Origin of the sequence: Microbacterium paludicola (assembly GCF_039529675.1) — a bacterium.
In the GTDB taxonomy this organism is placed as follows: Bacteria; Actinomycetota; Actinomycetes; order Actinomycetales; family Microbacteriaceae; genus Microbacterium; species Microbacterium paludicola.
In genome coordinates this window covers 83,629-96,728 of record NZ_BAAANG010000005.1, presented here as the reverse complement: position 1 = coordinate 96,728, position 13,100 = coordinate 83,629, and the positions used below count along the sequence as shown (strand labels likewise).

9 protein-coding genes are annotated in these 13,100 nt (G+C 70.1%); 6 read left to right on the top strand and 3 right to left on the bottom strand.

Annotated features, from left to right (window positions below; genetic code table 11):
* Positions 1 to 76 precede the first annotated feature (76 nt).
* Positions 77 to 2,383 carry an immune inhibitor A domain-containing protein gene (locus ABD161_RS05705; RefSeq protein ID WP_344000515.1) on the bottom strand — a complete coding sequence of 769 codons (2,307 nt, stop codon included), beginning with the start codon at positions 2,381 to 2,383 and terminating at the stop codon, positions 77 to 79.
* 319 nt (positions 2,384 to 2,702) lie between these two features.
* Between ABD161_RS05705 and ABD161_RS05700 the strand changes: the two genes are divergently transcribed.
* A complete protein-coding gene (locus ABD161_RS05700) occupies positions 2,703 to 3,917 on the top strand; it encodes an MFS transporter (protein ID WP_344000513.1) in 1,215 nt (404 codons plus the stop codon).
* Between the two features lie 3 nt (positions 3,918 to 3,920).
* Here the strand turns inward: ABD161_RS05700 and ABD161_RS05695 are convergent, their stop codons facing one another.
* Positions 3,921 to 4,868: a helix-turn-helix domain-containing protein gene (locus ABD161_RS05695; RefSeq protein ID WP_344000511.1), complete on the bottom strand. Its 948-nt coding sequence runs from the start codon at positions 4,866 to 4,868 to the stop codon at positions 3,921 to 3,923.
* 65 nt (positions 4,869 to 4,933) lie between these two features.
* Positions 4,934 to 6,370, bottom strand: a complete 1,437-nt coding sequence (locus ABD161_RS05690) for an MFS transporter (protein WP_344000509.1) — start codon at positions 6,368 to 6,370, stop codon at positions 4,934 to 4,936.
* Positions 6,371 to 6,577: 207 nt separating this feature from the next.
* On the opposite strand from ABD161_RS05690, the gene dnaK reads away from it, so the two are divergent.
* The 5 genes from dnaK (at position 6,578) to glgX (ending at position 13,008) form a co-directional block, all read left to right on the top strand.
* A complete protein-coding gene (gene dnaK / locus ABD161_RS05685; protein ID WP_344000507.1) occupies positions 6,578 to 8,446 on the top strand; it encodes a molecular chaperone DnaK in 1,869 nt (622 codons plus the stop codon).
* Entirely contained in the window at positions 8,446 to 9,147 is a 702-nt protein-coding gene (gene grpE, locus ABD161_RS05680) for a nucleotide exchange factor GrpE (protein WP_344000505.1), read from the top strand. The genes dnaK and grpE overlap by 1 nt, the downstream gene beginning before the upstream one ends.
* 121 nt (positions 9,148 to 9,268) lie before the next feature.
* Positions 9,269 to 10,264, top strand: a complete 996-nt coding sequence (locus ABD161_RS05675; protein WP_344000503.1) for a DnaJ C-terminal domain-containing protein — start codon at positions 9,269 to 9,271, stop codon at positions 10,262 to 10,264.
* Between the two features lie 141 nt (positions 10,265 to 10,405).
* Positions 10,406 to 10,861, top strand: a complete 456-nt coding sequence (locus tag ABD161_RS05670; protein ID WP_344000501.1) for a heat shock protein transcriptional repressor HspR — start codon at positions 10,406 to 10,408, stop codon at positions 10,859 to 10,861.
* Positions 10,858 to 13,008 (top strand): glycogen debranching protein GlgX, encoded by a 2,151-nt coding sequence (gene glgX / locus ABD161_RS05665; RefSeq protein WP_344000499.1) that lies wholly within the window; start codon positions 10,858 to 10,860, stop codon positions 13,006 to 13,008. The genes ABD161_RS05670 and glgX overlap by 4 nt, the downstream gene beginning before the upstream one ends.
* Positions 13,009 to 13,100: the final 92 nt, after the last annotated feature.

Here is a 13,100-nt window from a genome sequence, read left to right as displayed (position 1 = left end):
GGATGGCCGCGCCCCGGAATCCGGGACGCGGCCATCCGCGTGCAAGGCCGCCGCGAAGCCCGCGACGAGCGGGCGGTCAGCCCGCGGCCGGCTCGCCGCGCTCGACGGAGATCGTCATGGTCCCCTTCTTGACGTTCTCCTTCGTGACGGTGATCGACGTGCCCGTGCCGCCGACGATGACCGAGCCCTGCGGGTTCGCCTCGTCGTAGTACGCGTACGGGTCGGTGTCGTCGAACGTGGGCTGCGCCTTCTGCGACGGCACGCTGAGCGTGGTCATGCCCGCCTCGGTCTCGCGGTGAAGCGCGATGCGATCGGTCTTCTGCAGGCCGAACGTCGCGTCGAACGACTGGATGCGGTTGCGCGCGAGCGTGCCGTCCGACCACGTCAGCGCCTGGGAGCGTGCGTCCACCGGCAGGGCCTGGCCGCCGCCCGGGTGCTGCGACGTGTTGTTGTCGCCGTACAGGCTGTTCACGTACCAGACGAGCATGCCGTCCTGGTACGGGAAGTGCTCCACCTTGTCGGGTGCCGTCAGCGCCCAGCCGAAGTTGTACGGACCGGTCTTCAGCGTCGCGTCGTAGCCGCCGTACACGCGGTTCTCGGCGATGTAGAAGTGGCTGTATGGCTGCAGGTAGCCGCCGTTCTCGATGCGCGAGAAGCCCTCGAGCGTCCAGTCGGTGGCGCCGTCATCCGTGGTCAGCGCGTCGCCGACGGCGATCGCGTCGACCTGGAAGCCGGGGTTGGTCGCCGCGACGTCGGTCCAGTAGCGGAAGCGCACCTGCGCGGTCTCACCCGCGTGCGCCGACAGATCGGCGGTCAACGGCGTCCAGCCCTCCGTTGCGCCAGTGATGCCGAAGCCGCCGTTCTGGCCGTTCGGGTCGTCCGTCGTCGAGTGGTCGGTGTCGACCGGCGTCCACGTGACGCCGCCGTCGGTCGTGACCTCGACGTACGCGTAGTCCCAATCAACCTCGATGTCGTAGTTCACCTGCGCGGTCAGCGCACCGTCCGCCGGCACCGTGAACTCGGGGCTCGTCGCGGTGTTGTCGAGGTCATCGCCGGATCCGGAGAACAGGTGCTGCGTGCCTTCATAGGGCTCGCCGACCTCGACGAACTCCTCGCCATCGGGCAGGTCGACGATCGCGGCCTGCGCTCCGCGCGTGCTGGCGTGGAACGCCGGTCCCAGGTCCACCGATCCATCGGCTTCCGCCTCGACCACCTCGTAGTCGAGCCACCCGAGGAACAGCTTCTCGTTCGGGCCCATGTGGTTGGGCGTGGTGCCGATCGAGCCGTCGCCGTGGCCGAGCCACGAGCCCGAGCTCATCAACGTCCAGTAGGCGGTGCCGTTGTCGCCGCCGTTCGTGTCGTAGTAGTCGGGCAGGCCGAGGTCGTGCCCGAACTCGTGCGCGAACACGCCGAGGCCGCCGTTCTCCGGCTCGGTCGTGTAGTCGCGGATCCAGATGTCGCTGTCGCCGATCTGCACGCCGCCGAGCTTTTCGTAGCCCGAGGGTCCCTGCGTGCCGAGGCCGGACTGGCCGGCGGCCCAGCGGTGCGACCAGATCGCCCACTCGGGAGCGCCTGCCTCCTCACCGGCGCCGGCGTGCACGGCCTGGAAGTGGTCGATGTAGCCGTCGGGCTCGTTGATGATCCCGTCGCCGTCCATGTCGTAGCGGTCCCACACGTCGTACGACTGCAGCTCCGCGACGATCTCGTCATCGGTCCTGCCGGCGGCGATCTGCGCGTCGTACCAGGCGTTCGCGGTGTCCTGGATGAAACGCGTCATGTCCTGCTGCGATTCGGTCTGGCCGTACGACGCCTCGTTGGTCTCGACCTGCACCCAGTCGGACACGGCGCCCTCGAGGTCGAAGCGGCCCGATGACATCTCGTCGTACACGCCCTCCATCGACTCGCCCTCGCCGAAGAACATCTCCTCGTAGTGCGCCTTCGAGAAGTCGGGCAGCCAGTACGTGGAGTTGTCGGACTCGCCGGGCTCGGGGATCTCGTTGTGGACGGGGCCGGCCGGTGCCGCGGGGAAGCGTGGGTCGACCGTGTCACCGAACTCCACGAGGATGGTGAACAGCTGTGCGGTCTCGGCCGTGCCGTACTCGACGTACTCGCCGGGCTTCAGCTCGACGACTTTGCTCTGGCGACCGGCCTTGCCCTTGGTGGTGACCTTGGCGTCGCCCCTCGCGACGAGCTGCGCCGCCTTCTGCTTCTTGGCCGTGCGCTTCTCGGCGAGGGCGTCGGGCCGGTTGTGGCTGTGCTCCTCGGCGTGCGACTCGGCGTCGGGCGCGGGCGCCGGGGCGGCGGATGCCGCGGTCGGCACGAGGAGCGAGCCGGCCAGCAGGATCGCCGCTGTGCCGAGCGCGCATGTGGTGCTCTTCTTCACTGTTCCTCCGGGGATAGAACGATCGCGCGGTCGGATGGCCGCACGATCGGATCGCGCGTGGATGATGCCCGGGGGGGCATCGGTGGGGACGCGCGACCGATCCGAGCATCTTCACAGGTTTCCTGTTACAGCGGGGTGACGCATCCGGTGAGTGGAAGCGGGATGGGGAGCAGTGCCCATCCCGCTTGCCATATCGCCGACGGCGGGATCACCGTCCCCTCGCGCGGCGAGAGGTCTGATCGGCGGTGCGCGGACGATCGGTCGGATGCCGCGGATGCGCGGTCGGGTGCCGGGCGTCGGCGTCTGTGAGCGTTGAGGCATGACCGACACCGCCTCGCTTTCGACGATCCACGAGGGATCCGCCACGCCGCACCGGATCCGGTACGCCGCGCTGGTGGCGATGATGGTGACGAGCTTCGTGCTCGTGACCGCCGAGTTCCTGCCGAACGGCGTGCTCGTCGAGCTCGCCGACGGGCTGGGGGTGACGCCCGGCCAGGCAGGACAGGCCGTCACCGTGACAGCGCTGGTGGGCTTCCTCGTCGCCCCGACGATCGGGCTCATGGTGCCCCGCCTCGACCGCCGCACGCTGCTGGTCTGGCTCACGGTCGGCGCCGCCGTGTCGAACCTCCTCGTCGCGATCGCGCCGAACCTCGTCACGGTGCTCGCCGCGCGCATCCTGCTGGGCGCCGCGCTGAGCGGGTTCTGGTCGATGTCGCTCACGGTTTCGGCGCGGATCGCCGGGCCCGAGCACCTCGGCCGCGCCGTGATGTTCACGACCGCGGGCGTCTCGCTCGCGACGGTGGCGGGTGTGCCCCTGGGAGTGCTGCTCAGCGCCTTCGCCGACTGGCGCGCCGTGTTCGTCGGCGCGGCCGTCGTGAGCGCGGCCGTCGCGATCGCGCTGCGGCTGCTGCTTCCCCGCGTGCCCGCCGAGGGGGCGGCCGGCCTGCGCGACCTCGGCGCGGCGCTCATTCACCCCGGGGTGGCTCTCGGCCTCGTCGGCCACGTGCTGATCGTGTTCGGGCACATCACCGCCTACACGTACATCCGCCTCGCGCTCGAGCGGATCGAGGTGGGTCCCGCCGCGACGGGCCTCGACGAGGGCGCCATCGTGCTGCTGCTCGCCGTGTTCGGCGCCGGCGGCGTCATCGGCAACGTGGTGACGGCCGCGATCGTCGACCGCCACCTCGCGCTGCTGTCGGGCGTCGTCCCCGTGCTGGTGGGGGTGCCCATCCTGGCCATCGTGCTCTGGCCGCACTCGCTCGCGCTCGTCGCTGCCGCCGTGCTCGTGTGGGGCGCCTCGTTCGCCGCCTGGCTGATCGTGCTGAACGCCTGGATCGGCCGGCGCCTGCCCGACCGGCTGGAGGAGGGCGGCGGCCTCGTCGTCGCCGGATTCCAGGGCGCCATCATGCTCGCCGCGGGAATCGGCGGGCTCATCGTCGACCTCTCGGGTGTCGAGGTCACCTACATCACGGGAGTGATCGCGGTCGCGGTGGGCGCGCTGATCTTCGGAACGGCGGCCCGCCGCGCCGACTGACCGTCAGGCGGTCGTGGCGTGGCCCGCCGAGCGGGCCCGCCACGACGACGGCGTCTCGCCGGTGTGCCGGCGGAACGCCCGGCTGAATCCCTCGTCGGACTCGTAGCCGAGGCGCCGGGCGACGGCCGAGACGCTCGCATCCGGATCGCGGAGCAGCGACTTCGCGAGGTCCATGCGCACCCCGGTGAGGTACTCGGCGGGGGCGCTGCCGAAGGTGGCGCGGAAGCGTGCGGCGAACGCCGAGCGCGACATCGCGGCGCGCGCGGCGAGCCGGTCGACGCTCCAGGCGGCGCCCGGATCGGCGTGGATCGCGTCCACGGCGCGGGCGAGGAACGGATCCTGCGCGCGGGCCGCCCAGTCGGCGGGGGCACATCCGGCGGCGGCCCACGCCCGCAGCGTCGCGATGACGAGAGTGGTCGCCATGAGTCGGCAGACGATGCGGCCGCCGTCGGCCTCGCATTCGCCCGTCGCCTTGGCGCCCAGGTGTGCCGCCATCGCCGCGACACCGGGCTCGAGCGCCGAGAAGTCGTCGACCCACAGCACGTCCGGGACGGCCGACAGCACGCGCTCGGCGTCCTCGGCGGCACGCAGGCGCGCGACCGCGAGCTGCGCGTCGCCCCGTGCGCGCAGGGCGACGGGCCGGCGGCCGACGGCGAACAGCACTGCGCCCTGGGTGAGCGCGGGCCGATTCCGCAACTGCGGGATGGCGTGCGTCGCGTCCTCACCGGTGCGGCGGACCGCGCCCTCGATCACGTACACGAGGGTGGCGGTGCCCGCCTCGAGCGTCAGGCTCTCCGCATCCCCGAGCGCGACCCGCTCGATCGCGCCCACGCTCCAGCGAAGCGTCTCGAGCAGCCGCTCGACCGCGCCCTCATCCCGGGGCGGGCGCGCGTCGCGGGCGCCGTCGCGATCCGCCGGAGGGATCGGCGGTGCCTGGGGGAGGAGGATCACCACGCCAGGCGCAACCTGCCCCGTCCGGCGCGTATTCCGGATCCGACCGCCCCGCGGCGCGTCGATCAGGCCCGGACGTGCGGCGGCAGTTTGACGAACAGCAGCAGGATCAGGCCGATCAGCAAGATGGCCGCGATGCCGAGCACGCCGTAGACGATGCCGCCGAACCAGGCGAGGAACAGCGACCACGCCAGCGGCGCGAGGAACGAGGCGACGCGTCCCGTCGTCGCGTACAGGCCGAAGATCTCGCCCTGCATGCTCGGCGGCGTGAGGCGCGTGAGCAGCCCGCGGCTCGCGGCCTGGGCCGGACCGACGAAGGCGCACAGCAGCAGTCCGCAGATCCAGAACACGATCGTGCCGAGATCCCGCAGCAGGAAGACGACGAACGCCATCGCGACGAGACCGCACAGCGCGATGATGATGAGGTTCCGCGGGCCGATCACATCGTCGATCCGGCCGGCGATGATCGTCGAGATGCCGGCGACGAGGTTCGCGGCGAGGCCGAAGATGATGACCTCGAGGAACGAGAAGCCGAAGCCCTGCGCCGCGAGCACCGCGCCGAAGGCGAACACGCCGGCGAGGCCGTCGCGGTAGACGGCCGCGGCGAGGAGGAACCAGAACGTCGAGCGGTTCGTCCGGAACAGCTTCGCGAGGTTCCTCGCGAGCACGACGTACGACCGGAGGAAGTTCACCTTCTCGGCCTCGGCGTAGGCCGGCGACTCGGGCACGTTGCGGAACATCGGGATGGAGAACGCGAGCGTCCAGATCGCGCACACGACCGCGACGAGCTTGTACGAGAGCGGGTTGTCCTGCCCGAGCCCGAAGAGCACCGGGATGCAGACGACGAGCGCGACGACGCCGCCGATGTAGCCGAGACCCCAGCCGAGCCCCGAGATGCGGCCGACCGTCTGCGGGGTCGATACCTCGGAGAGCATCGCGTAGTAGCTGACGTTGCCGATCTCGGAGACGACCGCGCCGATCGCGACGGCGAGCGCGCCGAACCAGAAGTACTTCGGGTCGGCCTCGACGAAGAAGAGGGCGAACTGGATGAGCGCGATCGCGATCGTCGCGCCGATGAGCCACTTCTTCTTCGTGCCGCGGGCGTCGACCTGCTGTCCGAGCGCGGGCGCGAGGATCAGGATGAGGATGCCCGCGGCGAAGTTCGCCCAGCCCCACCACTCGGACAGGTCGGTGAGTCCCTGGCAGTACGCGCTGCCCATGTACTCCGACTGGTTGCAGTTCATGTAGCTGCCGTCGGCGAGAAGCCCCGACTCCCGCACCGCCGGATCGAGGAACTGGCGCGAGGTCAGGTACAGCGCGATCCAGACGAAGGTCAGGATCACCGTGTTGAACGGCTGCATCGCCCAGTCCCACATCGCCCACGAGACGACGACCTTGCGCGGGGCGGGCTCCGGGTCGACACCGCGTCCGATCTGGCCGAGGGCGCCGGTGCGGGCGACCGTCGGCGGGGTGAGGGGGGCGGAGTCGTGCTCGGACGTCATGCCCACACGCTAGGGGTGCCGGGTGAACATCCGGTACTCCGACACAGCGCGTGATCCGTGCGATCCGGAAGCAAAGTTGAGTCTGGTCGTATCAAGTTCGATTGACAGCGGAACGGCCCCGGTCTATCCTTGAGTCATCGCGGCTCAACTCGCGAGACGGCTTGTCGGAACAGTCAGTTCCTGAACGTCCAGAAGAAGGAGCATCACATGGCACGTGCTGTGGGTATCGACCTCGGAACGACCAACTCGGTCGTCAGCGTCCTCGAGGGCGGTGAGCCGAAGGTCATCGCCAACGCCGAGGGCTTCCGCACCACGCCTTCGGTCGTCGCGTTCACCAAGGACGGCGAGGTGCTCGTCGGCGAGACCGCCAAGCGCCAGGCCGTCACCAACGTCGACCGCACGATCGCGTCGGTCAAGCGCCACATCGGCACCGACTGGTCCTTCGACGTCGACGGCAAGAAGTACACGCCGCAGGAGATCTCGGCGCGCATCCTGATGAAGCTCAAGCGCGACGCCGAGCAGTACCTCGGCGACACGGTGACCGACGCGGTCATCACCGTGCCCGCGTACTTCAACGACGCCGAGCGCCAGGCGACGAAGGACGCCGGTGAGATCGCCGGCCTCAACGTGCTGCGCATCATCAACGAGCCCACCGCCGCGGCGCTCGCCTACGGCCTCGACAAGGGCAAGGAGGACGAGCTCATCCTCGTCTTCGACCTCGGTGGCGGAACGTTCGACGTGTCCCTCCTCGAGGTGGGCAAGGACGACGACTTCTCGACCATCCAGGTGCGCGCCACCGCCGGTGACAACCGCCTCGGCGGCGACGACTGGGACCAGCGGGTCGTCGACCACCTGATCAAGCAGTTCAAGGACACCACCGGCGTCGACGTCTCGGGCGACAAGATCGCCCTGCAGCGCCTCAAGGAGGCCGCGGAGCAGGCGAAGAAGGAGCTGTCGAGCTCGACCTCGACGTCCATCAACCTGCCGTACCTCTCGCTGACCGAGTCGGGCCCGGTGTCGCTGTCCGAGACGCTCACGCGCGCCAAGTTCGAGGAGCTCACCAAGGACCTGCTCGAGCGCACCGTCAAGCCGTTCGAGGACGTCGTCCGCGAGGCCGGCATCAAGGTGTCCGACATCGCCCACGTCGTGCTCGTCGGCGGTTCGACCCGCATGCCCGCCGTGTCGGAGCTCGTCAAGCGCGAGACCGGCAAGGAGCCCAACAAGGGCGTGAACCCGGATGAGGTCGTCGCCGTGGGCGCCGCCCTCCAGGCCGGCGTCCTCAAGGGCGAGCGCAAGGACGTCCTGCTCATCGACGTCACCCCCCTGAGCCTCGGCATCGAGACCAAGGGCGGCATCATGACCAAGCTCATCGAGCGCAACACGGCCATCCCGACCAAGCGCAGCGAGACGTTCACGACGGCCGACGACAACCAGCCGTCGGTGTCGATCCAGGTCTTCCAGGGTGAGCGCGAGTTCACGCGCGACAACAAGCCGCTGGGCACGTTCGACCTGACCGACATCGCCCCCGCGCCGCGCGGCGTGCCGCAGATCGAGGTCACCTTCGACATCGACGCGAACGGCATCGTCCACGTCTCGGCGAAGGACAAGGGCACCGGCAAGGAGCAGTCGATGACGATCACCGGCGGCTCGTCGCTGCCGAAGGACGACATCGAGCGCATGGTGCGCGAGGCCGAGGAGCACGCGGCCGAGGACAAGAAGCGCCGCGAGGCGGCCGAGGTCCGCAACCAGGCCGAGACGCTCTCGTACTCGATCGAGAAGCTCATCAAGGAGAACGACGAGAAGCTGCCCGCCGACGTCAAGGAGTCGGTGCAGGCGGATGTCGACGAGCTCAAGAAGGCCCTCGCCGGCGATGACGACGAGGCCGTGAAGACCGCGTTCGACAAGCTGAACCAGAGCCAGACCAAGCTCGGCGAGGCGATCTACGCCCAGGCGCAGGCCGAGCAGGCCGAGCAGGCCGCGCCCGCCGACGGCGCCCCGGCCGGTGAGCAGCCCGCCGCGGACGACGACGTGATCGACGCCGAGGTGGTCGAGGACGACGAGGACAAGAAGAGCTGATGACCCGCAAGGACTTCGAGCAGCCCGACGAGCAGAACAACGGCGACGAGGTCCAGCCTGAGGCCGAGGGGGCGGGTGCGCACGACGCGACCGCCCCTGAGGCGCCTCAGGAGGGCACCTCCGAGCAGCAGGCGCAGGAAGCTGCTCCCGCGGACGAGGACGCGGCGAACACGGCCGACGGCCCCGGCGGATCCGAGCAGGGTGAGCCCGAGCTGACGGTCGAGGACATCCTGAACATCGGCCAGAGCGATGACGCCGAGGAGCAGGACAAGCTCGTGAGCGAGGACGAGACGCAGCTGCTGCACGACCTCAAGCGCCTCCAGGCCGAGTACGCCAACTACCGCCGGCGCACCGAGGAGCAGCGCCACATCGAGATCGCGCGCGCGAAGGGCGAGGCAGTGAAGGGCCTCATCCCCGTGCTCGACGACCTCGACCGCGCCGAGAAGCACGGCGACCTCGGCGAGGGCACGCCCTTCACCGCGATCGCCGAGAAGGTGCGCGGCGTGGCCGAGCGCATGGGCCTCGTCGCCTACGGCGCCGCGGGCGAGGCGTTCGACCCGCAGCAGCACGAGGCGATCTTCCAGCAGCCGGTCCCCGGTACGACCGAGGCGACGATCCTCGAGGTCGTCGAGCTCGGCTACCGGCTCGGCGACATCGAGCTGCGGGCCGCGAAGGTCGTCGTCGCCGTCCCGGCGGAGTAGTTCGACATCCGGGTCGGCTCGGCCCGTTTCGACTCGCTCCGCTCGCTCAACGAACAGTGTTGGTTGAGCGAGCGAGCGAAGCGACCGAGTCGAAACCGCCAAGCCTTACGAAGAGGTGGAAATGGCCAGTCAGGACTGGTTCGAGAAGGACTTCTACAAGGTCCTGGGTGTGTCGAAGGACGTCAGCGCGGCCGACCTGAAGAAGACGTACCGCAAGCTCGCGCGGCAGTATCACCCCGACTCCAAGCCGGGGGACACGGCGGCCGAGGCGAAGTTCAAGGAGATCAGCGAGGCGTACTCGGTGCTCTCCGACCCGACCCAGCGCGAGGAGTACGACCAGCTCCGCGCGATGGGATCGGGCGCGCGCTTCACGGCGGGCGGCTCGAACGGCGGCTTCGACGACGTGTTCAGCGCGTTCACGCAGAACCGCGGATCCGCTCAGGACTTCGACGACATCTTCGCCATGTTCAACCAGGGCGGTCGCGGCGGACGCTTCGGCCAGAGCGGATTCGGCAACGGCGGCTTCGGCCAGCCGAGCGGCGGCTTCCGCGGCTTCGGCGGACCGCAGAAGGGCGGCGACGTCCGAGCCCGCACGACGATCGACTTCGTCACGGCGGCCAAGGGCGAGACGATCTCGCTGCAGAGCGAGGACGGCAAGCCGTTCAAGATCAAGATCCCGGCCGGCGTGGCCGACGGGCAGAAGATCCGCCTGCGCGGCAAGGGCCGTCCCTCGCCCGACGGCGGCGAGCCCGGCGACATCGTCGTCGAGATCGCGGTGCGGCCGCATCCGGTGTTCACGCGCGAGGGGCTCAACCTGCGCGTCGTCGTGCCGGTGACGTTCGCCGAGGCCGCGCTCGGCGCGACGATCGAGGTGCCGACGCTCGGCGGCGATCCGGTGAAGCTGCGCGTCGCGCCCGGCACGCCGTCCGGCCGCGTGCTGCGCGTCAAAGGCCGCGGCATCGTCTCCCAGAAGGGCACCGGCGACCTGCTCGCCGAGGTGCAGGTGGTCGTGCCGAGCCACCTGAGTGACGAGGCTCGCGAGGCGCTCGCCCGCTTCGTCGAGGTCGGCCCGCAGGGCAACCCGCGCGCCGACCTGATGGGCAAGGCGTCGGGCTGATCGGTCGTTGAGTGAGGGAGCGCAGCGACCGAGTCGAAACGGTGCAGCCGAGCCGACGGCGATGATCACCGCGTTTCGACTCGCTTCGCTCGCTCAGCGAACGGATAGTTGGACACACGGCACGAGCGAGAGGAGGACGGGATGAGCGACACGTACGAGATCGACGAGGACGCGCCCGTCTTCGCGATCGCCGTGGCCGCCGAGCTCGCGGGGATGCATCCGCAGACCCTGCGTCAGTACGACCGGATCGGCCTGGTCGTGCCGGGCCGCACGCGCGGCGGTTCGCGGCGCTACTCGGCCCGCAACATCGCGCAGCTGCGCGAGGTCGCGAAGCTGTCGGGTGAGGGGATGAGCCTCGCCGCCATCGCGCGCGTGCTCGATCTCGAGGACGAGGTGCGCGACCTGCGCCGCCGCGTGCGCGACCTCGGGCACGCGCTGCAGGCCGAACGCGCCGCCCGCCCGGGCGCGCGCGTCTTCGCGGCCGGGGCGACGGGATCCGTCGTCACGCTGCGCGCCGGCACGCGCGTGCGCCGCAGCGCCGAGCTCGTGCTGTGGACGCCTCCGCAGCAGCGCTCGCACGAGGATGGAGACCGATGAGCCCTGTCACCTGGCGGACGCTCGGCGAGACCGCGCCGATCTGGCCGGGCTGGGAATGGCCCCTCGGCGCCACCTGGACGCCGGCGCGGACGAACTTCGCCGTCTACGCGCCGAACGCGACGAGCGCGCAGCTCTGCCTGTTCGACGAGGACGACCGCGAGACGCGCTACGAGCTCACCGAGCAGACGCTCGGGATCTGGCACGGCGCCCTGCCCGAAATCCGCCCCGGGCAGCGCTACGGCTACCGCGTCGACGGACCGTGGGACCCGAAGAACGGCTACCGGTTCAACCCGCACAAGCTGCTGCTCGACCCGTACGGTCTCGCGACCAGCGGCACGATCATCGCCGAGCAGCCGATCTACGGCGCGCGGGAGGGCGAGCCGGCCGTCCGCGACCTCACCGACTCGTCCGGATACACCGCCCGCAGCGTCGTGGTCGATCCGTCCTTCGACTGGGAGGGCGACGAGCTGCTCGGCACACGCTGGCGCGAGACGGTGATCTACGAGCTGCACGTGAAGGGCTTCACGAAGCTCCACGACCGCATCCCCGAGCAGCTGCGCGGCACGTACGCCGGGCTCGCCCACCCCGCCGCGACCTCCTACCTTCGCGACCTCGGCGTCACCGCGGTCGAGCTGCTGCCCGTGCAGCAGTTCTTCTCCGAACCGGCGCTGCTCGACCGCGGGCTGACGAACTACTGGGGCTACAACACGATCTCGTACTTCGCCCCCGATGCGTCGTACAGCTCGTCGGGCGACCGCGGCGGCCAGGTCGCCGAGTTCAAGAACATGGTGAAGGCGCTTCACCGCGAGGGCATCGAGGTCATCCTCGACGTCGTCTACAACCACACCGCCGAGGCCGGCCCCGACGGTCCGACGCTGTCGTTCCGCGGTCTCGACGACCGTGGCTTCTACAAGCGGGTGCTGCCGGATCCCGCCCACGGCGGCTTCGACGACCGCTACTGGGACGTCACCGGCTGCGGCAACACGGTCGACGCGTGGAACCCGCTCGCCCTGCGGCTCATCCTCGACTCGCTGCGGTACTGGGTGACCGAGATGCACGTCGACGGGTTCCGGTTCGACCTCATGTCGGCCCTCACCCGCACCGGCTACGACGTCGACTTCAACTGCGCCCTGCTGATCGCGATCGGCCAGGATCCGATCCTGCGTCACGTCAAGCTGATCGCCGAGCCGTGGGACGTGTCGATGGACGGGTACCTCGTCGGCCGGATGCCGCCGCAGTGGGCGGAGTGGAACGACCAGTACCGCGACACGATCCGCGACTTCTGGCGGGGGGGCGCCCCCATCCACGCCGTGGCGACGCGCCTCGCCGGATCGAGCGACCTCTACGCCGACGACGGCCGCACGGCCTCGAACAGCATCAACTTCATCACCGCGCACGACGGGTTCACGGTGCGCGACCTGGTGTCCTACGACCACAAGCACAACGAGGCGAACGGCGAGGACAACCGCGACGGCACGGACAACAACCGCTCGTGGAATCACGGCGTGGAGGGCGAGACCGACGACCCCGCCATCCTCGCCCTGCGGCGCCGGCAGGCGGCGAACCTCATGGCGACCCTGTGCCTGTCGAACGGCGTGCCGATGCTCACGGCGGGCGACGAGCGCGGCCGCACGCAGGGCGGCAACAACAACGCCTACTGCCAGGACAACGAGATCTCGTGGATCGACTGGGGCGCCGACAACGCCTGGCTCGACGTCTACGAGGTGACGAAGGCCGCGCTGCGCCTGCGCCGCGAGCACCCCGCGCTGCGCCAGCGACACTGGTTCGAAGGGCGCCCCACGATCGCCGCGGGGCCGAGGGACCTCGTCTGGCTTCACCCCGCCGGACGCCCGATGACCGACGGCGACTGGGGCGACGCCGGGCTGAAGGCCGTCGGCATGTTCGTCTCGGGCCGCCCGCTGCGCGAGCCGGGGCCTCAGGGCCAGCAGATGCTCGACGCGTCGTTCCTGCTCTGGTTCAACGCGCACGACCACGCGATCGAGGTCGCGCTCCCCGAGAACGAGTGGGTGCGCGTCGGCGAGGTGGTGCTGTCCACCGATCCGGACGTCCCCGAAGGATCCCGCATCGAGGCCGGCACCTCGATGAGGCTCGACGCCCATACCGTCGTGGTGGTGCGTTCCCTCTAGGCGTTCTTTTCAGAAGCGGCTCGCACGGGTGGGTGGTTTGGGCTCGGTCGCTTCGGCTCGCAAGCTCGCTCAGCAACCGGTGGGGTAAACGT

What these genes read in the sequence shown, in the direction of transcription:
- dnaK (WP_344000507.1), top strand. Translation starts at nt 6,578, where the DNA reads ATGGCACGTGCTGTGGGTATCGACCTCGGAACGACCAACTCGGTCGTC.
- ABD161_RS05670 (WP_344000501.1), top strand. Translation starts at nt 10,406, where the DNA reads ATGAGCGACACGTACGAGATCGACGAGGACGCGCCCGTCTTCGCGATC.
- ABD161_RS05690 (WP_344000509.1), bottom strand. Translation starts at nt 6,370, where the DNA reads ATGACGTCCGAGCACGACTCCGCCCCCCTCACCCCGCCGACGGTCGCC.
- glgX (WP_344000499.1), top strand. Translation starts at nt 10,858, where the DNA reads ATGAGCCCTGTCACCTGGCGGACGCTCGGCGAGACCGCGCCGATCTGG.
- grpE (WP_344000505.1), top strand. Translation starts at nt 8,446, where the DNA reads ATGACCCGCAAGGACTTCGAGCAGCCCGACGAGCAGAACAACGGCGAC.
- ABD161_RS05700 (WP_344000513.1), top strand. Translation starts at nt 2,703, where the DNA reads ATGACCGACACCGCCTCGCTTTCGACGATCCACGAGGGATCCGCCACG.
- ABD161_RS05675 (WP_344000503.1), top strand. Translation starts at nt 9,269, where the DNA reads ATGGCCAGTCAGGACTGGTTCGAGAAGGACTTCTACAAGGTCCTGGGT.